This is a genomic window from Rheinheimera faecalis, assembly GCF_021290965.1.
GTDB lineage: Bacteria > Pseudomonadota > Gammaproteobacteria > Enterobacterales > Alteromonadaceae > Pararheinheimera > Pararheinheimera faecalis.
Genome location: NZ_JAJOYT010000009.1, coordinates 37373 through 57785, shown reverse-complemented (window position 1 = coordinate 57785; position 20413 = coordinate 37373). Strand labels below are relative to the sequence as shown.

The 20413-nt window shown below is 46.8% G+C and carries 21 protein-coding genes; 14 read left to right on the top strand and 7 right to left on the bottom strand.

From position 1 onward, the window contains the following. Position 1 precedes the first annotated feature (1 nt). From ctaD to LSG34_RS14940, 3 genes are read left to right on the top strand one after another with little or no spacing between them, the layout of a single operon-like run. Positions 2-1597, top strand: coding sequence for a cytochrome c oxidase subunit I (gene ctaD / locus LSG34_RS14950; RefSeq protein ID WP_233009897.1), 1596 nt, complete (start codon positions 2-4; stop codon positions 1595-1597). Positions 1598-1605: 8 nt separating this feature from the next. Further along, positions 1606-2169: a cytochrome c oxidase assembly protein gene (locus tag LSG34_RS14945; protein WP_233009895.1), complete on the top strand. Its 564-nt coding sequence runs from the start codon at positions 1606-1608 to the stop codon at positions 2167-2169. Further along, positions 2162-3043: a cytochrome c oxidase subunit 3 gene (locus LSG34_RS14940; protein ID WP_233009894.1), complete on the top strand. Its 882-nt coding sequence runs from the start codon at positions 2162-2164 to the stop codon at positions 3041-3043. Before LSG34_RS14945 ends, LSG34_RS14940 begins: the two co-directional genes overlap by 8 nt. A gap of 34 nt (positions 3044-3077) precedes the next feature. On the opposite strand, the gene LSG34_RS14935 is transcribed toward LSG34_RS14940, so the two are convergent. Further along, positions 3078-3287: a DUF2909 domain-containing protein gene (locus tag LSG34_RS14935; RefSeq protein ID WP_233009893.1), complete on the bottom strand. Its 210-nt coding sequence runs from the start codon at positions 3285-3287 to the stop codon at positions 3078-3080. Positions 3288-3439: 152 nt separating this feature from the next. On the opposite strand from LSG34_RS14935, the gene LSG34_RS14930 reads away from it, so the two are divergent. The 6 genes from LSG34_RS14930 to LSG34_RS14905 all read left to right on the top strand — a co-directional run bounded on the left by LSG34_RS14930 (position 3440) and on the right by LSG34_RS14905 (position 8323). Then, positions 3440-4150 (top strand): SURF1 family protein, encoded by a 711-nt coding sequence (locus tag LSG34_RS14930; RefSeq protein WP_233009892.1) that lies wholly within the window; start codon positions 3440-3442, stop codon positions 4148-4150. Further along, entirely contained in the window at positions 4151-4648 is a 498-nt protein-coding gene (locus LSG34_RS14925) for a hypothetical protein (protein WP_233009890.1), read from the top strand. Further along, positions 4648-5628 carry a COX15/CtaA family protein gene (locus LSG34_RS14920; RefSeq protein ID WP_233009889.1) on the top strand — a complete coding sequence of 327 codons (981 nt, stop codon included), beginning with the start codon at positions 4648-4650 and terminating at the stop codon, positions 5626-5628. Before LSG34_RS14925 ends, LSG34_RS14920 begins: the two co-directional genes overlap by 1 nt. Then, positions 5621-6526, top strand: coding sequence for a heme o synthase (gene cyoE, locus LSG34_RS14915; RefSeq protein WP_233009888.1), 906 nt, complete (start codon positions 5621-5623; stop codon positions 6524-6526). The genes LSG34_RS14920 and cyoE overlap by 8 nt, the downstream gene beginning before the upstream one ends. Before the next feature lie 15 nt (positions 6527-6541). Further along, entirely contained in the window at positions 6542-7180 is a 639-nt protein-coding gene (locus LSG34_RS14910) for an SCO family protein (protein ID WP_233009887.1), read from the top strand. A 126-nt stretch (positions 7181-7306) separates the two neighbouring features. Continuing rightward, positions 7307-8323, top strand: coding sequence for a 5'-methylthioadenosine/S-adenosylhomocysteine nucleosidase family protein (locus LSG34_RS14905; RefSeq protein WP_233009886.1), 1017 nt, complete (start codon positions 7307-7309; stop codon positions 8321-8323). Positions 8324-8352: 29 nt separating this feature from the next. Here the strand turns inward: LSG34_RS14905 and LSG34_RS14900 are convergent, their stop codons facing one another. Next, complete coding sequence (locus LSG34_RS14900) at positions 8353-9372, bottom strand: polysaccharide deacetylase family protein (protein WP_233009885.1); 1020 nt, start codon at positions 9370-9372, stop codon at positions 8353-8355. Positions 9373-9445: 73 nt separating this feature from the next. Beyond that, positions 9446-10024 (bottom strand): Fe-S biogenesis protein NfuA, encoded by a 579-nt coding sequence (nfuA, locus tag LSG34_RS14895; RefSeq protein WP_233009884.1) that lies wholly within the window; start codon positions 10022-10024, stop codon positions 9446-9448. A 125-nt stretch (positions 10025-10149) separates the two neighbouring features. Here nfuA and LSG34_RS14890 point away from each other — a divergent pair, with 125 nt between their 5' ends. Then, on the top strand, positions 10150-12705 hold the full coding sequence (locus LSG34_RS14890; RefSeq protein WP_233009883.1) for a M14 family zinc carboxypeptidase: 2556 nt from the start codon (positions 10150-10152) through the stop codon (positions 12703-12705). On the opposite strand, the gene LSG34_RS14885 is transcribed toward LSG34_RS14890, so the two are convergent. Next, positions 12702-13403 (bottom strand): ComF family protein, encoded by a 702-nt coding sequence (locus tag LSG34_RS14885; protein ID WP_233009882.1) that lies wholly within the window; start codon positions 13401-13403, stop codon positions 12702-12704. The genes LSG34_RS14890 and LSG34_RS14885 overlap by 4 nt on opposite strands. A 54-nt stretch (positions 13404-13457) precedes the next feature. On the opposite strand from LSG34_RS14885, the gene bioH reads away from it, so the two are divergent. The 3 genes from bioH (at position 13458) to LSG34_RS14870 (ending at position 15504) form a co-directional block, all read left to right on the top strand. Beyond that, positions 13458-14213, top strand: a complete 756-nt coding sequence (gene bioH / locus LSG34_RS14880) for a pimeloyl-ACP methyl ester esterase BioH (protein ID WP_233009880.1) — start codon at positions 13458-13460, stop codon at positions 14211-14213. Positions 14214-14340: 127 nt separating this feature from the next. Then, positions 14341-14610, top strand: a complete 270-nt coding sequence (locus LSG34_RS14875; RefSeq protein WP_233009879.1) for an excinuclease ATPase subunit — start codon at positions 14341-14343, stop codon at positions 14608-14610. A 9-nt stretch (positions 14611-14619) separates the two neighbouring features. Further along, positions 14620-15504 (top strand): putative metalloprotease CJM1_0395 family protein, encoded by an 885-nt coding sequence (locus tag LSG34_RS14870; protein ID WP_233009878.1) that lies wholly within the window; start codon positions 14620-14622, stop codon positions 15502-15504. A gap of 60 nt (positions 15505-15564) precedes the next feature. Here LSG34_RS14870 and LSG34_RS14865 read toward each other — a convergent pair whose 3' ends face one another. From LSG34_RS14865 to greB, 3 genes are all read right to left on the bottom strand, one after another. Next, on the bottom strand, positions 15565-17892 hold the full coding sequence (locus LSG34_RS14865) for a Tex family protein (protein WP_233009877.1): 2328 nt from the start codon (positions 17890-17892) through the stop codon (positions 15565-15567). A gap of 142 nt (positions 17893-18034) precedes the next feature. Further along, positions 18035-19399, bottom strand: coding sequence for an aldehyde dehydrogenase family protein (locus LSG34_RS14860; RefSeq protein ID WP_233009876.1), 1365 nt, complete (start codon positions 19397-19399; stop codon positions 18035-18037). A gap of 8 nt (positions 19400-19407) precedes the next feature. Continuing rightward, positions 19408-19893 carry a transcription elongation factor GreB gene (greB, locus tag LSG34_RS14855; RefSeq protein WP_233009874.1) on the bottom strand — a complete coding sequence of 162 codons (486 nt, stop codon included), beginning with the start codon at positions 19891-19893 and terminating at the stop codon, positions 19408-19410. Positions 19894-20195: 302 nt separating this feature from the next. On the opposite strand from greB, the gene LSG34_RS14850 reads away from it, so the two are divergent. After that, positions 20196-20399, top strand: coding sequence for a hypothetical protein (locus LSG34_RS14850; protein WP_233009872.1), 204 nt, complete (start codon positions 20196-20198; stop codon positions 20397-20399). Positions 20400-20413 lie beyond the last annotated feature (14 nt).

Sequence of the window (20413 nt, the reverse complement as noted above, 5' to 3'; positions counted from 1 at the left end):
GATGAGTACTGTTACTACAGATCCACATGCTCATGCTGAGCATGAACATCATCATGGGCCAGCTAAAGGCTTAAAACGCTGGCTTTATACCACTAACCACAAAGACATAGGCACTTTATACCTGCTATTTGCACTGACGATGTTTTTTATCGGTGGCGCTATGGCGATGGTGATCCGGGCTGAGTTGTTCCAGCCTGGTTTACAGATAGTACAACCCGACTTTTTTAACCAGATGACCACAGTGCACGGCCTGATTATGGTGTTTGGCGCCGTAATGCCGGCTTTTACCGGTCTGGCAAACTGGCTGGTGCCTATGATGATAGGGGCGCCGGATATGGCCTTACCCCGGATGAACAACTGGAGCTTCTGGATTTTACCTTTTGCTTTCAGCATCCTGCTGGCGTCTTTGTTTATGGAAGGCGGCGGCCCTGGCTTTGGCTGGACTTTCTACGCACCACTTTCCACCACCTACAGCAGCGACAGCACAGCACTTTTTGTGTTCTCAGTTCATATCATGGGTATTTCATCCATTATGGGCGCCATCAATGTGATAGTGACCATTATGAACCTGCGCGCTCCAGGCATGACCTATATGAAAATGCCATTGTTTGTCTGGACCTGGTTTATTACGGCTTACCTGTTGATTGCTGTCATGCCAGTACTGGCCGGTGCTGTGACCATGGTGCTGACCGATAAGTACTTTGGTACCAGCTTCTTCGATGCAGCTGGTGGCGGCGACCCTGTGTTATTCCAGCATATTTTCTGGTTTTTTGGGCACCCTGAAGTCTACATCATGATTTTACCGGCCTTTGGTATTGTCTCGAGCATAGTGCCTACTTTTGCCCGTAAACCCTTGTTTGGCTATGCCTCTATGGTGTACGCCACCTCCAGTATTGCGCTGCTGTCCTTTTTAGTCTGGGCGCATCATATGTTTACTACGGGTATGCCGGTGTTTGCAGAACTGTTTTTTATGTACTGCACCATGCTGATTGCGGTGCCGACTGGGGTGAAAGTCTTTAACTGGGTCGCCACTATGTGGCGAGGAGCTATGACCTTTGAAGTGCCTATGATGTTTGCCCTGGCCTTTATCGTGCTTTTCACCATAGGGGGATTCTCTGGATTAATGCTGGCTATTACGCCTGCTGACTTCCAGTACCACGATACCTACTTTGTCGTCGCGCATTTCCACTATGTGTTAGTTACAGGGGCCATCTTCTCCATTATGGCGGCTGCGTATTATTGGCTGCCAAAGTGGACAGGCCATATGTACGACGAAACTTTAGGTCAGTGGCATTTCTGGTGTTCGTTGATTTCCGTCAACGTGCTGTTTTTCCCTATGCATTTTGTTGGCTTAGCAGGTATGCCACGACGCATTCCGGATTACGCTCTGCAATTTGCTGACTTTAATGCACTGATCAGCATAGGTGGTTTTGCCTTTGGTTTATCTCAGCTGCTGTTTGTCTGGCTGGTGGTGAAATGTATTAAAGGCGGTGAAAAAGCTACAGATCAGGTATGGGAAGGCGCTGAAGGACTGGAATGGACTATCCCTTCGCCAGCGCCTTATCACAGCTTTACTACACCACCTGAAATCAAGTAGGGGGCTCTATGGCACTGAAGCATCAACCTATAGTGGTTAAATTATGCCTGCTGACCGCAGCCATGTTTGGTTTTGGTTATGCCTTAGTGCCTTTGTACGACGTGTTTTGTGATTTAACAGGCCTGAACGGTAAAACCTCCACTATGGCAGCGACAGCAGAAGCTGCCATTCCTGATAAAAAACGCGAAGTGCTGGTGGAGTTTATCGCCCGTCCGAATAACAACATGCCCTGGGTATTTGAGCCTGTGGTCCACAAACTTCGGGTGCATCCGGGCGAAATCCACCGTATTGATTATCTGGCGCACAATGTGACAGGCCGTGCCATGACAGCTCAGGCTGTGCCTTCGGTGTCGCCAGGTCAGGCCGCTTTATATTTTAATAAAATGGAATGTTTCTGTTTTACCCAACAACATCTGACGGCAGGTCAGCAGTTATTAATGCCGTTGCAATTTTATGTCGATCCCGCACTACCGGAACAGTTCAGCACTATCACTTTGTCCTACACCTTGTACGAAGTAGACGCTGCCACCCCGGTCACTGCACAGACAGCAACAGGGGATAACAATGAGTGAAAAATACGAACATTATTACGTGCCGGACCAAAGCCCGTGGCCGATAGTAGGCGCAGTCGCGCTTTTTATGATGGCTTTTGGTGCCGGTCATTTTGTCAATGACGTCACCAAAGATCAGTCGGGTTATGGCGGTTATTTATTGCTGGCTGGTGTCGCCACTTTAATTTTTATGCTGGTAGGCTGGTTCAGAAATGTGATTGATGAGTCTATGCATGGCTTGTATAGCAAGCAACTGGACAGGTCTTACCGTCAGGGCATGAGTTGGTTTATTTTCTCCGAAGTGATGTTTTTTGCTGCGTTTTTTGGGGCTTTGTTTTATGCCCGCATCATCGCTATTCCATGGCTGGATGGCGCTAGTAATAATGCCAGTACAGCTGCTGTATTGTGGCCAGCCTTTGAAGCGGCCTGGCCTTTACTGAAAACTCCTGGTGGCACTGAAACTCAGGCTATGCCATGGCAAGGATTACCCCTTTATAACACTCTGATTTTATTAGCATCCTCTGTCACTTTGCAGTTTGCTCACATAGGTTTGGAGCAAAACAAAAGAGGTCAGCTTAAGCTGATGTTAGGACTTACTATCCTGTTGGGCGCATGTTTTCTTTACCTGCAAGGTGTCGAGTATGTCCATGCCTATCAGGATCTGGGTTTAAAACTGGACTCTGGCATTTATGGCAATACCTTCTTTTTACTAACGGGTTTCCATGGCCTGCATGTGACTTTAGGGGCTGTATTTTTACTTATTGTTTTCCTGAGGATTGTACTGAAAAACCACTTTACCGCTCATAAGCATTTTGCTTTTCAGGCCGCTGCCTGGTATTGGCATTTTGTCGATGTGGTTTGGTTGTGTTTATTTATTTTTGTCTACGTGCTGTAACGAAGAGGCGGGCTTGTTGGGCCCGCTTATCGGCTTAATAGGGTCTGTCGTGTGGGGTTATTAAACCAAACTGCAGGGCAAGGATTACAAACAATAAAACAATGGCCGACCACCAGACACGTCGGCCTAAGAACTTCGACATGCTGGGCTGATTATCATCGTTTTTCAGCATCAGAAATAAGGCACGAAACAAATTAAAAACAATAAAGAGCAGTAGTGCAATGAGTAAAAGTTTAATCCACATAAAACCTCGCAAAGCTCAATTATATAGCCAAAGTAATTGGGGTCGCAGCGCGGCGGCAAGTGCGCGAGACCCCAAGAGCATAGACAAACTATGTGATTGGGGCGAGAAAACGCAGCCAACAAAGCTGCCACTTCAAGTAGGAAGGCTATAGTATGCAAGCTCAGCCTTTTGCCCATCTATCCCGACACTGGCTGTTGGCTGTATTCACTCTGGCCGCTTTTGCGCTTTTGATCAAGTTGAGTTACTGGCAATGGCAACGTGCCGAGCAAAAGCAAACTCAATTGGATCAGTTGCAAACTGCAGAGCAACAAGGGCCAGTGCAGTGGAGAGATTTAGCTTCAGTGCCGGTAGAGCAACAAGATGGCCTGATGTTGCAAGGCAAAGCAGTCTGGCTAAAACCTGCGGTTTGGTTGCTGGACAATCAGCTTATTCAGGGCAAAGCAGGCTACGACGTGGTGATCCCTGTACTGGTATCGAATCAAGGCCCTGCAGTGTTAGTCAATTTAGGTTGGGTGCAAGCGCCGCCCAGCCGTGATCAACTGCCAGAACTTAGTATTCCTGAATCATTTGAATTAATGGCTTTATTACGCACTGAACTCAAAGGTTTTCGTCTTGGCCAGAATTTAGAAGACACAGGCCTGTGGCCACAACGTATGCAGCAAGTCGAACCTGCAGAGCTTTCGCAAGTCCTGGGGCAGGAACTATACCCTGGGCTTTTATACCAACAACAATCCCCTTATCTGTACCACTATAAAGCTGTGGTGATGCCGCCGGAGAAACACCGGGCTTATGCGCTGCAATGGTTATTACTAGCTGTTGCTGTGGTCGTCATCGGCTGGTTTATGTCAAAGAAGGAGCTTTAAATGGCGAAGAAGAAGTTTTTGCTGCTGTTTTTGTTGTGTTCTTTATTACCTTTAGCCTTTGCTCAGGCATTTTTATCTTTGGGCTGGTTTGGCGGAGCGACGACCAATAAAGGCCAGTGGCTGACAGAAGAAATTGTGCTGTTACCCAAAGCTGCTGGTGATGTGCACTGGCGATTGGTCTATGTCAGCGACAAAACAGACTGTGACGCTCTTTGTCAAAATGCTCATTATGGTATGCAGCAAGTGTATACAGCCTTGGGCCGCAAACAACAGCATTTAGAGTTATGGCAATCCGGTGGTGCTCAAGATCAAAGGTTGTTGTGGCAGGCTAACCCTGTGGGTGCTGATGCGTTACAGCAAAAGCTGGTGCTGGTGGATTTAAATGGTTTGGCGCTGATGACCTATCCGGTCAGCGACGATAAAACTCATATGGTGCAAACCGGCAAAGCCATTTTGACTGATTTAAACAAATTATTGAAATACGACAGGGGGCTGTAATGATGACCCTGAAACGCTTGGTCGGCAGCTCTATTGTATTAGCTATGCTGGTGATTTTATTAGGCGCTTATACCCGTCTGACCGATGCCGGTTTAGGTTGCCCTGACTGGCCTGGCTGTTACGGCTTTTTAAAGGTGCCAGAGCAGGCGCATCATATTGAGCAAGCCGAAGCTTTGTATCCGGAGCGACCGGTCGAAAGCCATAAAGCCTGGAATGAGATGATCCATCGCTATTTCGCCGGCACTTTAGGTTTACTCATTCTTGCCATTTTCTTGTTTAGCCTGAAACAAAAACGCTTGTTGTTACCTTCCTTGTTATTGGGGTTGGTGATTTTTCAGGCCGCTTTAGGTATGTGGACTGTGACTTTAGCTTTGCATCCAGTGGTGGTGATGGGGCATTTGCTGGGAGGCTTTACTTTGCTGTCGTTATTGGCACTGTATTGGTGGCAATTACAACCAGCGCCTTTAATTGCAGTAAAACAAAGCCTGAAGTTGCTGTTTTGGCCAGTGTTGCTAGTGCTGGCAGCACAGATTGCTTTGGGTGGCTGGACTGCAGCCAACTATGCCGCTTTAGCCTGTATTCAGTTGCCAGTCTGCGAAGCAGGCTGGGCGAGTCAGCTTAATTTTGACGAGGCGTTTTCCTTGCATCTGGGCTACGACAATTACGAATACGGTGTGATGAGTCAAAGCGCCCGGGCCACAGTGCATGTGATGCATCGCGTTGGGGCTGTGATTACTTTGCTGGTTGTTGCTGCTTATGCTATCGCCTTATGGCGCAATAGTTCGGGTCTGATTAAAAACCTGGCTGTCGCTGTGCTGGCGCTGTTATTACTGCAATTTAGTTTGGGGCTTGCCAATGTGGTGCTGCATTTGCCTTTGGCCAATGCGGTGGCACATAACTTTGTGGCAGCCAATTTAGTGATGTGTCTGGTGGTTATTGGTTATCAGCTGCACAGAAACAAGGAGTCTGCTTATGCTTAAAGTTCTGGCGTTACCCCACCACTATAGTCAGCAATGGCGCGACTATTACCAACTGACCAAACCTAAAGTTGTGGCGCTGTTGGTGCTGACGGCCTGGGTCGGCATGATGCTGGCGCAACCTGGTTTACCTAAATTTGGCCTGATGATAGCCGCCACTTTAGGTATAGGCTTATTGTCCGCCGCTGCTGCTGCGATGAACCATATAGTGGATCAGCGTATTGATGCGCAAATGGCCCGCACGTACAACAGGCCAGTGGCGCGTGGTCGTTTAACTACACAGCAGGCCGTGAAGTTTTCATTGCTGCTGGCAGGTTCTGGTTTTCTGTTGTTGTTTATAGCCGTCAATCCACTGACAGCCTGGCTGACCTTAGCTAGTTTGTTTGGTTATGCCGTGGTCTACACCATGTTTTTAAAAAGAGCGACACCGCAGAATATTGTTATAGGGGGCTTAGCCGGCGCTATGCCACCTTTGCTCGGCTGGACAGCCATGACAGCCGAAGTGCATGCCCATGCCTTGTTGCTGGTGATGATTATTTTTACCTGGACACCACCGCATTTCTGGGCTTTGGCGATTCATCGCCGTGATGATTATGCCAAAGTGAATATGCCGATGTTGCCTGTCACTCATGGCATTGAATTTACTAAAAGCGCCATTTTCCTTTACACCCTTGTGCTGTTTTTGGTGTGCTTGCTGCCTTATCTGGTCGGTATGACAGGAGCTGTTTATTTGCTCGGCAGCACAATACTGAACTTAGGTTTTATCTGGTATGCCTGGCAATTAAAGTTTAATGCCAAGCCAGAAACCGCCATGGCAACTTTTAAGTTTTCGATTTGGCATCTGATGGTATTATTCTTGGTGTTGTTGCTGGACCATTATTGGTTTATATCAGCGCTTTAACAGGAATATACTTTTATGCAGAAGTGGTTATGGGTTGTAGTGGCTGTTGTGGCTTTGGCTGCAGGTGTATGGTTGTCCGCCAGTTTTAAATCTGCTCCCGCCGAGCCTGCGGCCGCTTTGGTCTACCCAAGCCCAAGAGCTTTGACTGAATTTAATTTGCTGGATGAACAAAAGCAGCCAGTGGGATTAAAAGACTTGCAGGGGCATTGGACGCTGATTTTTGTCGGTTATACCCATTGCCCTGATATATGCCCTATGACGATGGCGAAATTAGCTGGCATGTATCAGGACTTAGTCAAACTGACGCCGGATCCGCTGGAAATTTGGTTTGTCTCGGTAGACCCAAAACGCGATACTCCAGAACAATTAGCCCAGTACATCACCTACTTTAAACAAGCCCCTATCAAAGCCAGAACAGCCGATCATAAAGACTTATTCCCTTTTATCCGTCAACTGGGCCTGATGTATGCGATTAATGATGGTGCAGAGGAACGTTACACTGTCGATCACAGCGCCAGCATAGCGCTGTTAAACCCTCAGGGCGCAGTAGTGGCTATGTTTAAACCTGAAATGAAACCAGGTGCTGTGCCGTTGATTAATAACCAGCAGTTCTTGGCGGATTATCCTTTGGTGATAGCGGCAGCAACTCCGTAGGGCAATCCACAGAATATTTACTCTATACAAGCTTAGGCTTTACAACTTCTTGCCAAAGGCCCTATGGTGGAGATGTATGCATAACAAGAAGTTATGAGACACACTCCACCATAGAAGCAGAGCCTTATGAAAAAATTTCTATCAAGAGCCTTAGTCCCACTACTAATTTTAACTGCGGCATTTAGCTTTAATTTGTGCGCCGAAGATTTTAGTCAGTATGGTCCAAAAACATTTACCACCCCCAATAAATGGACAGCGATAGTAGCTGCTTATGAGCCGGAAATTAAGGCGATTGACGAGGCTTTTGCAGAGCTTAAAGACGCAAAAATAGAAAAAACACTGACGATCCGCGGCGTAAAGTATCAATTAGGCCACTATAAAGGTGAACCCATAGTCATTTTCACCACTGGTGTCAGCGTGCCAAACGCCGCCATGACGATGCAAATGGCGCTGGATTATTTCCCTATTGAACGGGTCGTGATGATGGGTATTGCTGGTGCTGTGAATCCACAATTCCAGCCGGGCGATATCGCTATCCCTGAACGTTGGTACTTTCATGACGAATCCGTCTATGTGAACCCGGATCCGGCCAAAGCCGGCAAATTTATTCTGCCGGATTATTATGAGCAGGCGCTGGCAAGCTACCAGCAGCGTAGAAAGCAGGATCCGCATTCACCAGCTTATGAAAACTTTGGTTATATCTTTCCTGAAGAAATGGCCGTGATTAAACAAGGCTGGGACAGTCCGCAGCAAATGCCTTATTTCACCGCAACGGCACAACTCATTGAGCTGACTAAAAAAGCTGTCGCCACTATAGATCCAATCAAAATGCCATCCGGCCACCCAATCCAAATTAAAGTGGGTGGGAATGGTGTTACAGGCTCGGTATTTTTAGACAATGCCCAGTACCGCCAATGGCTGCAAAAAGTATTTCAGGCAGAAGTCACTGAAATGGAATCGGCCGCTGTGGCTCAGGTTTGTTTTGTTAACGAAGTCGACTGGATAGTGATCCGCTCCGTCAGTGATTTAGCCGGCGGACAACAAGGCAAAAATGCCGAAAATGTATTTGATGCTATAGCCTCAGGCACAGGTACTAAATTGTTGTTGGGGTTATTGGATCAAATTGTGTTGATGAAGCCGTAGGAATTGCCCTACGGCATTGCAAGGCAGCACTACTCCATCACCCAAGGCTGGGAATACCAGTAGAAATAGCCTTTTTTAGTTAACGAAGGCGCTGTGCAGTTATAGCGTTTATGGCTGGTTTTTAGCTTCTGACCTGCTTTAGCGCTAAAGGTGTTGGGTTTTAGCCAGGTCACTCTGATGGGTTCACCATTGCTAAAGCAATTTAGCTGGCTGGTTTTAAAATCAGTGCTGTCAATTTGCAAGGTTAAGGTCGGTGGGTTTGGTCCTTTGACTGGATCGGCAGCCAGATACTTTGTCACCGGCAAAGCCAGAGTTTTCAGTTTAGGTGTGAAATGTTTTAACGCCGCATACTGGCTGGATGAAGGGTAACGCGGCAAGCGGGTTATCAGGCTGTTCAGGCCTACAGCTCCGGATTGTTGGCCTATGCCAATAAAACCCAGCTCTTTGACCATCTGTTCCAATTCAACGCTAAATTCACCATAAGGGTAAGCCAACCATTTGTGTTTAATGCCTAATTGCTGTTCGAGCTGAGTTTGTGCCAGCAAAATATCGGTTTTCACACGTTTCAGCCACTGCGCTTTGCTTTCGCCTTTATTCGGAGCTGCCAGATGATTATGATAGGAGCTGTGGTTGGCAATAATGACACCGTCTTTTTGCAGCTGTTTAATTTGCTGCCAGCTCATCACAGGGCCTTCTTTACGGTCTATTAAAGCCGGGCTTAAAAACACAGTGTAAGGAAAACCAAACTCTTGCAAGATCGGGTGGGCCTGCAGATAGATATTGTCAAAACCATCGTCAAAAGTGATGACCACTGCATTATCGGCTGGTTCTTTGCCTTGTTGCAGTTGCTCAAGTAAGGTATCTAAACCAATCACCTGATACTTATGATCTTTTAAATACTGCAAATGAACACGAAATTCTTCCGGCGTGACACTGGTGGAGCGAGGCGTTTGAGTGCTGACATGATGGTACTGCAAAATAATAGCGGCATGGCTTTGAAAGCTGATTTGAAAGCTCAGCAAAGCAAATAAACATATCAGCAGTTTCATCCCGGAATTCCTTTTGACATTAATATAATAAAGGCCACATAAAGTGGCCTCCGTATCTCATACATACCCTAAATCAATAGTAAGAATGCTCACCACGCTGGTGATCCGTCACATCACGTACTGCGGTTAATTCACCGGCAAAACGTTGCAACAGTTCTTTTTCGATACCTTCTTTTAAGGTTAAATCGACTTGTGAACAACCGTTACAGCCACCACCAAACTGCAATACCGCAATCCCGTCGTCTGTCAGTTCTACTACTGAAACACGGCCACCATGGTTAGCTAATTGCGGGTTAATTTCCGCATCTATAACGTATTGTACTTTTTCCTTCAGCGAAGCGTCGTCGTTCACCTTACGCACTTTGGCGTTTGGCGCTTTTAACGTCAGCTGAGAACCCATCTGATCGGTAACAAAATCGATTTCGGCATCGACTAAAAATGGCTTGCTTTCAGCATCCACTATCGCCATAAAGCCTTCAAATGGCAGTTCTAAATCTGTGCTTTCTACCGCGTCGGCAGGGCAGTAGGACACGCCACATTCCGCAGAAACAGTGCCCGGGTTGACCACGAAGACACGGATATGAGTGCCGGCGGCCTGTTTTTCCAGCAGCTTACGAAAATGGCTCTGCGCCTGTTCTGAAATGGTGATCATCGGTAGTACCTGACTAAATTACTAGGTTAATGGCTATGATACTCTGACTTCTTGTGCCTTGCCAGCCCCGCTTGTCGGGCCGGACTTTTTATTGCTAAGGTAGCGGCCAGAAAGGGAGAATAACAATGTACAAAATAACAACTATCATCAGTGCCTTAGTATTGGGGTTCAGTAGCCAGTTCTCAATGGCGACACCACAAAGCCCGGAACAATTTTTTGGTTACCCTGTGGGCGAATGGCATTTACGCCATGATCAAATTCAAATGTATTTCCAGCAACTGGCTGCTGGCTCAGATCAAGCTCAGCTGGAGATTATTGGCCATAGCCATGAACAAAAACCTTTATTGCAGCTGATCATCTCATCCCCGGAAAACTTAAAAAAGCTGGAACAAATTCGCTTACAGCATCTGACTCAGCTGTCGACAGGCACTGAACTGGCGGATGATTTACCGCTGATCGTCTGGTTAGGTTATGGCGTGCATGGTAATGAATCCAGTGGCCCTAATGCGTCGGTGCAGGTTGCGCATCATTTACTGACCAGCACGGATGCTGAAGTACAAAACTGGCTAAAAAATACCATTATCCTGATCCAGCCGAGTTTAAACCCTGATGGTTTAGAGCGTTTTGCCACCTGGGCCAATATGCACAAAGGCAAATCACCAGTGGCCGACCCACAAAGCCGCGAACATATTGAACCCTGGCCTAATGGGCGCCCTAACCATTATTGGTTTGACTTAAACCGTGATTGGCTGCCGTTAGAGCATCCGGAAAGCCGTGCCCGTATCGCGCAGTTTTATAAATGGCGTCCTGCTGTAGTGGGCGATTTTCATGAAATGGGCCCAAACAGTACCTTCTTTTTTCAGCCTGGTATTCCCACCCGTACTTATCCTTTAACGCCAACCGCTAATCAGCAGCTTACGGCTAAAATTGCCGATTACCATGCTGCGGCTTTGGATAAAAAAGGCCGTTTGTATTACACCGAAGAAAGTTTTGACGATTTTTATATAGGTAAAGGCTCTACTTACCCGGACGTCAACGCCAGTGTGGGGATTTTGTTTGAGCAGGCCAGCAGCCGTGGTCATCTGCAGGACAGCATTAACGGGCCTTTGCCTTTTAGCAAAACTGTCGAAAATCAATATATTGCTTCGTTATCGACCCTTAGGGGTTCAGTGGCGCAGAAAAATGCGCTGCAAAGTTATCAGAAAGCTTTTGTACTGGAGTCAGAGCGACTGGCCGCTGATGATGCGACTCAGGGTTATGTGATTGCTGAAGCTGCAGATAAAACCCGTTTGGAAGCTCTGCTGGCATTATTAAAACAACATCAGATCAAAGCTTACCCCATCAATGAAAGATGGCAGCATAAAGGCCAGACTTACCAAAAAGGTCAGGCTTATTATATTCCGCTGCAACAGCCACAGTATCTGCTGTTAAAAGCCGCATTCAGCACTCAGACCAACTTTCAGGACAATACCTTTTACGACGTATCGGCCTGGACTTTACCTTATGCCTTTAATATTGAATTCAGTACTGTAGGCCGCAAACCTTCTGGAGTTGCAGAAGAGCAATGGTCACCGCAGCCTGAGTCCGTGCTGATGCCATCAGCAGGTGCTTATGCTTATGCGTTTGATTGGGCTGATCAAAAGGCGCCTTTGCTGACTCAGGCGCTGTTGGACCAAGGTGTGGTATTACGAGCTGCCAGCAAGCCCTTTTTTGCCAAGACTGCTAACGGTGAACAAGCTTTTAGTGCCGGAGCTATCGTCATTGCCGCTGGTTTGCAGCAGCACAACAACTGGTTTGAACGTTTGGGCAAAGCGCAGCAGCAAGCTGGTTTAGCCATCACAGCTTTAACATCGGGTTTAACCGCCAAGGGCCAGGATTTAGGTAGCAATGGTTTTGTGCCTGTGACCAAGCCGAATGTACTGCTGGTGGCCGGCCCTGATGTGAATTCCACTGAGGCAGGCGAAGTTTGGTTTAATCTGGAAAAACTGGCTGGTGTATCACCAAGTTTGATCGAACCTCAGCGTTTAGGCCGGGTGGATTTAAGTCGCTACACTCACATTATTTTGCCGGATGGCAGTTACAACAGCTTGCAGCAAAAAGAGCAGCAATTGCTGAATGACTGGGCGAAAAAAGGCGGTGTGTTGTGGGGCCATAAAGGCGGTGCCGCATTTCTGGTGCGCTCAGGTTTGCTGAAAACCAAAGCCTGGAACTCAGCTGATATGAGTATGTTGATTGTTGATCAAGGTTTAAGTTATGCCGATAAAGAAAGTCTGGCCGGTCAACGCCGTATTGCCGGTGCTATTTATCAGACTCAACTGGATTTAAGTCATCCTTTAACTTTTGGCCTGTCGAATAAAAACCTGCCTGTGTTTAAAAACGGTACCTTCTTATTAGCCCCCGGTGAAGAGCCTTTTATCAACGTGGCTCTGTATACAGATAAACCTCAACTGGCGGGTTATACAGCACCTGAATACGTCAGCCGTATCGCTGAAGGCGCGGCAGTCGTTGCGCATAATCATGGCGAAGGTCGTGTGATTGGCATGACAGATAATCCGGTGTTCCGCGGCTATTTTGTCGGCTCCAGCCGCTTACTGATCAATGCGTTGTACTTTGGCAAAATGTTCAGCGCTGAATCCTCTGATGGTGAAGGTGAAGAAGAAAGCGAAGACGAAGCGCATTAAAAAGCTCGGGTGATGGCCAGAGTCCAGACACTGACGGTCTGGACTCCTTTGGCTTTGAGCAAAGAGCTCAGATAATCCAGAGTAGCTCCTGTGGTGATCACATCGTCCACCAAAGTCACATGAGCAGGTAGGGGGCGCTGTTTCAACTGAATTTTTCCTTTCAAATTCGCCAGCCGCTCTTTGCGGTTAAGCCCAATCTGATGGGGTACTAGATCCGGGCTTTGAAATAAACTGACACAAGGTAGTTGCCAGGCTTCGGCAAGCTGCAGTGCCAGTAGTTTTGCCTGATTAAAACCTCTTTCCTGCAACCTTTTGTTGGATACAGGTGTATAGCTGATGCAGTCCGGCAATGGCCCGCCTTGTTGCTGATAAAGCACAGCGCGTTGATACAGCAGCTGGCATAACAATTCACCTGCAGCATGCTGGTGCTGAAATTTCCACTGACTGATCCAATGCCTATAAGGTTGTCTGTACCAACTTAAGCTGTAAAGGCTGTCAAATCGGGGATGGGTTAAGCCTTGAGCTACTTGCGGCAGCAGCAATGCATTGTGTTCAACCCAGCTTAAATCCAGGCTGGGTAAATGAGCATGGCAAAAATCACACAGCTGGGCCTGTGGCTGCTGAACCTGCATCTGACACCAGAGACAGCAGTTCGGCGCCAGCTTATGCACCAGTTGCTGCAACAAAGTCGCTTGCATCTGCATCCCTGCTTTGATAAAAGGCCAAACATAACAACAAGTATGGTCGAGCGGATGAGCGAACAAATAAAATTTAGCCAAAACCCAGTGGTGTTCTTGCATGGCTGGGGTTTAAACCATCAGGTCTGGTCGCAGCTGGTGTTGGCCTTGTCATCCGGGTTAGATATTCATACGCCGGATTTGCCTGGCTTTGGTTTATCTCCTTGTCCGGTTTCTTATGATATCGATAGCGTCTTGGCCCAACTGGCTGAACAAATTCCCGAGCAAAGCATAGTGCTCGGCTGGTCTTTAGGGGGATTATTGGCCATAGCTTTAGCCAGCCGTCATCCAGATAAAGTGAAAAAACTGGGTTTAATTGCCAGTTCACCTTGTTTTATGGCCAAAGAGAACTGGCCTGGTATGGAAAGCCGGGTAATGCAGCAATTCGCGGGTCAATTGCAGCAGGATTTGGCTTTAACAGTGGAGCGTTTTCTGGCGATTCAGGCCATGGGTAGCAGCACTGCGCGGCAGGATATTAAACTATTAAAACAAGCAGTGTTGAGTTTAGCTTTGCCTTCAGCCACTGCTTTACAAGGTGGACTGGAGTTATTGGCGGCATTGGATTTGCGGCAAGAATTTGCCGCTCTAACGCAGCCGGTTTTTAGCATTTTAGGGCGTTTGGATTCCTTAGTTCCTGTTGCTATAGCGCCCTTATTACAAAACTTACGTCCAGATCTGCATGTCGGGATACTGCAAAAATCCTCGCATGCGCCCTTTATATCGCATCAAAACGAGTTTATTTCCCTGTTACTGCCACACTTATCCGCTTAAATCTTAACTAAATTAGAAAAAACTGCATTTTGACGGCAAATAATTGCCGCCAGGCTTTCGTTTTGCCGAAAAATGGCTAATAATTATTCAGTTAAATTACTCTGTTCAATTAGTCAACGAGGTCATGATGGAAATCAGTTCAGCCTTTACGAGCGGTTTTCAGGGCTTTCAGCGCGCATCTGACGCTGTGACTGAAGCGACCGTAAATATAAATCAGCAAACTGCTCAAAGCAGTAATCAGCGTGCACTGGAAACTCCGGCTGAGCCAAGTACTGGTCCTTCTATAGAGCAAAGTCTGGTGACATTAGCGAATGAACAAATTAACGCTGAAGCCAATATGAAGTCGGTAAAGACTGCCGACGAAATGTTGGGTTCTATTATTGATTTAAGGGTGTAAACAGCTTTTATGTTACTGACTTCGAATTACCCAAATGTGCCATTGCACACTGGTAATCCGGCCATGGATATGGCCCGGCGCGATAACTTGCGCCGTGAAGTTATTGAGCCTGTTGCCGCCATGGAACGTTCCGCTGCTGAAAAAGGCCTGATGGCAGACGAAAAAAGTCGTAACGGCAACAGTTCTACTCCTACTACTTATGAAGATGTGAAAACTAAAGGTCTGGAATACCGTCAGGCTGTAGTTGAAAAAGACCCACAATCTGGTTCAGAGCAAGAAAAACAAAGTTCTTCTGGCGAGGAAAAAGACGACCCGCAGCAACAAAAAGAAGAGCAGGCAGAACAGCAACGTATTGCCGAATTAAAAGCGCGTGATCAGGAAGTTAAAGTTCATGAGCAGGCTCATGCTGCCATAGGTGGCCAGTATACTGGTGCTCCGAGTTACGAATACGAAACAGGCCCTGATGGTCAGCAATATGCTGTAGGGGGGGAAGTTCGTATTGATGTGTCGGAAGTTCCGAATGACCCACGAGCTACTATCCAAAAAATGCAGCAAGTCAAAGCTGCGGCTTTGGCGCCTGCTGAACCTTCAAATGCAGATCGCTCTGTAGCAGCACAGGCTAGCCGTACTTTGATGGAAGCTCAGGCTGAATTAGCTGCAGAAATTGGACAAATGGCAAGAGCCGGTGCAGAACAGCCAGCCAAAGGTTCTGCAAATGGAACTGAATGGGAGCCTTTCGAAGCGCCTGTGAATAATGAAGCCAATGATTTTATACCAGCGGATTTTAAATCTTTGCAACGTGACGCTTTAATGTCGCTGCGATCTGAGGTTATATCTGGTTTTTACGCCAAAGCAACTCAACCTGCAGAACGGCCTTTATTGCAAATGGCATAATCTAAAACATAAAAAATAAAGGCCGGGAATTCCCGGCCTTTATTTTTTCCAAAATGCGAATTACTTCTTCATTTTGGCAAAGGCCTGAGCAAAGGCGTCGCCCATAGCTGCATTAGGACTTTCAGGAGTTTTTGCGGGTTTAGCTGCCCGGTTCTGGTTGGCAGTTGAACCTGAAGAACGTGGCGCATCTTTTCCTGCACCAGCAGCACCTTTCACTGCAGGTTGCTCATCCATGCGCATCGTCAGGGCAATACGTTTACGGTCCAGTTCTACTTCCAGTACTTTCACTTTAACTATATCGCCTGCTTTGACCACCTGATGTGGGTCGGACACAAACTTGTCGGTCAAAGATGAAATATGCACTAAGCCATCCTGATGCACACCAATATCAACAAAAGCACCAAAGTTGGTGACGTTGGTGACTACACCTTCCAGTAACATACCTGGCTTTAAGTCGGCCATAGTTTCTACGCCGTCTTTAAACACAGCTGTTTTAAACTCTGGGCGAGGATCACGACCTGGTTTATCCAGCTCTTTAATCACATCTTCTACTGTAGGCAAACCAAAATGTTCATCAACAAAATCAGCAGGATTCAGACTTTTTAAGAAAGCGCTGTTGCCGAGTAATTGCTCTATCGGCTGACCGAATTTCGCCAGAATTTTTTCCACTAAAGGATAAGCTTCAGGGTGAACTGAAGAGGAGTCCAGTGGATCTGAACCTTTATTGATACGCAGGAAACCAGCAGCCTGTTCATAGGCTTTAGGGCCTAAACGCGCTACTTTGAGCAAGTCTTTGCGCTGCTGGAACCGGCCATGAGTATCACGGTAGACCACAATGTTTTGCGCCAGAGTTTTGTTTAAACCAGCAACACGAGCCAATAAAGGCACTGACGCCATATTTAAATCCACACCTACGGCGTTTACACAGTCTTCGACTACGGCGTCCAGGGACTTCGCTAACAAGCTTTGGTTAACGTCATGTTGATACTGGCCCACACCTATAGCTTTAGGCTCAACTTTCACCAGTTCGGCCAACGGGTCTTGTAAACGACGGCCGATAGAGACAGCGCCCCGTAAGGACACATCCAGATCCGGGAATTCCTGTGAAGCCAGCTCAGACGCTGAATACACCGAAGCACCTGCTTCTGACACCATAATTTTGCTGATGTTTTGCTCTGGCAGCAGCTTAATTACATCGGCCGCTAACTTGTCGGTTTCGCGCGAAGCTGTACCGTTACCAATAGCGATTAATTCAATTTTATGTTGTTTAGCTAAAGCCGCTAAAGTGCGGACTGATTTGTCCCAGTGATTTTGTGGCGCATGCGGGAATATAGTGGTTTGATCCACCAGCTTGCCGGTTTCATCAATAGCCGTGACTTTCACACCAGTACGTAAACCCGGGTCCAGCGCCAGGGTTGCACGCATACCAGCAGGAGCCGCCATCAATAAATCTTTTAAGTTACGGGCAAATACCTTAATGGCTTCTTCTTCGGCTTGCTCACGTAATTCGCCTAACAAATCGTTTTCTAAATGCAGGTGTAACTTCACTTTCCAGGTCCACTGCACAGCGGTACGCAGGAAATCATCGGCAGCGCGGCCTTGCTGGCGTACATCAAAATGATTGGCAATCATTTGCTCGCAGACAGCATGAGCTGAAGCATCATCGGCATCAGGTTGCAATTGCAGGTTTAAAATACCTTCGTTACGGCCACGGAACATAGCTAAAGCACGGTGTGACGGCACAGTTTTAAAGGCTTCTTTATGTTCAAAATAATCGCGGAATTTAGCGCCTTCCTGCTCTTTGCCTGCCACCATAGTACTTTTCAGTACAGCATTCTGGCTTAAATGACGACGTAATTTCGCCAGCAAAGCTGCATCTTCAGCAAAACGTTCCATCAAAATGTATTTCACACCATCCAGCACAGCTTTGCTGTCAGCAAAACCCGCTTCGACATTGAAGTAGCTCGCCGCTTGTTGCTCCGGTACTAAGGTCGGATCATTAAATAAAGCGTCTGCTAAAGGCTCCAAACCTGCTTCAATAGCAATCTGGCCTTTGGTGCGGCGTTTGGCTTTGTAAGGTAAATACAAATCTTCTAAACGGGTCTTATTGTCAGCGGCCAATAATTCCTGCTTCAGTTCCGGCGTCAGTTTGCCTTGTTCATCTATGGTTTTGATAATGACCTGACGTCTGTCTTCCAGCTCACGTAAATAAGTTAAACGTACATCCAGGTTACGCAACTGGGTATCATCCAGGCCACCTGTCACTTCTTTACGATAACGGGCGATAAAAGGCACAGTGGCGCCTTCATCCATCAGCTGAATAGCTGCAGCAACCTGCTCTGGGCGTGCTGAAATTTCCAGAGCAATTTGTTTAATGATCATAGACATAACTTAAAGCTTCCTTAGCATCTGGCGACCTTACATCAAGTAAAAGCCAGACTGGTTCTTATCAACTGCGGCAATTGTCCACTGTTAGGGCTAAAAAATCCAATAGCAAAACGCTGAAGCGTCCGTACTCTGCACCGAATGGCTAGCTTAACCAGCCCAGCACTTTACGTTTCCATTCCGCATAAGGTGCAAAACGTACAGGTGGCTCAGGCCAGAGTGGGCGTTTTAATACAGATTTCAAATGACTAAACTGTTCAAAACCGGCTTTGCCTGAATACTGGCCCATGCCACTCGGACCCACGCCACCAAAAGGAAGTTCAGACACAGCCATAAACATCAGTACATCGTTAATACACTGACTGCCACTGCTGATTTGTTCTACCCACTGCTGCTGTTGCGAGCTGTTATTACTAAACAAATAGGCCGACAGTGGTTTATCGCGCTTCTGCACAAACTGTATCGCAGCGTCAAAACCACTGATAGAAAGCAGAGGTAACACAGGGCCAAAAATTTCTTCTGTCATCAGGCGGCTATCAAGCGGCGGGTCCAACACCAACGTAGGGCTGAAATACAGCTGCTCTGCATCCACAGCGCCACCACAATAAACATCAATGCCATCAAGGTAACTTTGCACCCGTTGTAAATGACGCTGGTTGATCATGCGGCCATAATCCGGGCTGAGCTTAGGATCGCTGCCATACATCTGTAGTAACTGCGCCTTAATTTCTTCAGCCAGAGCCTGGGCTATATCTTTATGCGCCAGAATATAATCCGGTGCTATACAGGTTTGTCCGGCATTCAGCCACTTGCCCCAGGCAATACGCTGGGCTGTCAGTTTTAAATCGGCACTGCTATCGACATAAACAGGGCTTTTGCCACCCAGTTCTAAAGTGACAGGCGTTAAATGTTCAGCAGCGGCGCGTAATACAATTTTGCCGACCTGGCCATTGCCTGTGTACATAATATGATCAAAAGGCAGCTTCAACAGCTCTGTGGTTTCAGGCACACCACCTTCTATGACAACCACAGCCTCTTTATCTAAATACAAAGGCAGCAGGCGAGCCATAATGGCTGAGGTAGCAGGCGCCAATTCAGAGGGTTTCACCACAGCGCAGTTACCAGCAGATAACACAGCCACTAAAGGCGCTAAGGCCAGTTGCAGCGGGTAATTCCAGGCGCTGATAATAAGCACTGACCCATAAGGTTCTGGCTGAATAAAAGCCATAGAAGGAAAAGTGCGAAGCCCGGTGCCAACTCTGCGAGGTCTGGCCCAGCTGTTTAGCTTTTTCAGGCAATGTTTAATGTCGGTATGCAGGTAATTGATTTCACTCAACAGTGCTTCAAAGGCCGGTTTTCCCAGATCCTGGTGTAAAGCCGCTAGCAACTCAGTTTCGTGTTTGGTCAGCAGGAGTTGCAGTTGTTTTAATTGCTGCTTACGCCAGCTTAGATTTTTGGTCACGCCGCTGGAAAAATACTGCTGTTGTTGACTCAATACTTGCTGATACATAACACACCTTAACTTTTTTGCTGGGGATACCAGATTTTGTTAATCCACCATTCTTTGATGCCGGTGGGAGTGGGCACTTGCACTTCATCATCTGCTTGTTTTTTGATTAAAGCCCGGGCCATAGGAGAATCGATAGATATATAGTCGTTACGACCATAAATCTCATCTGGTCCTACAATGCGAAAGGTCAGTTGTTCACCTTCGTCATTCTCAATCTCAACCCAGGCACCAAAAAACACCCGGCCATTTTGCTCCGGTGAATAATCAACTACTTTAATTACTTCTAAGCGTTTCCGTAAGTATCGAACTCTTCTATCTATTTCCCGTAAAAGTTTCTTGTTGTATTGATAGTCCGCATTCTCTGATCTATCGCCGAGGCTGGCCGCCCAGGCCACTTTAGCTGTGGTATCAGGGCGTTTTTCCCGCCATAAATGGTTTAATTCCTGTTGCAAGGCTTCATAACCTTCGCGGGTGACTAACTCTGTTTTACTCATGCTGTCCGGTGATTGATTTGAAAAGGAAAGAACACTGTTCTGGTCTGACTTTATAACCATTTCACAGCGAAGTGGAAAGAGAAGGTCATGAATTTCAGCAGATAACTCAGAGGCTTAAAAAATTCCATTTTCTTTTGTGACGAAATAAAAAAATAAAATATTTTTAAAATCAATTGTTTATGTATTATTTGAAAAATAATTCAAAATATTTATTCACTGTCATTTAGATGTAACAAAAATATGTTAGGCGAATTTGGTTGGGCCAACTATAGTGAAAATGTGCTTAACAAAGGAGGCCAACAATGAAAGCAAAATTAACAGGTCTGATAGTCCTTGCTACGGCTCTTGTGATGACAGGGTGCAGCTCAGCGCCGGATTACGCTTATGTGATTGATAAGAAGACCTTAGAGAAACAGGAAAACTCCACACGACTGAGTGCTCATACCGGACATGTGGTTTGGATGAATCCGCCGCTGCGTAAAGTAGAGAAGGTGCAACCTGAATAAGTTGACTGAACAGA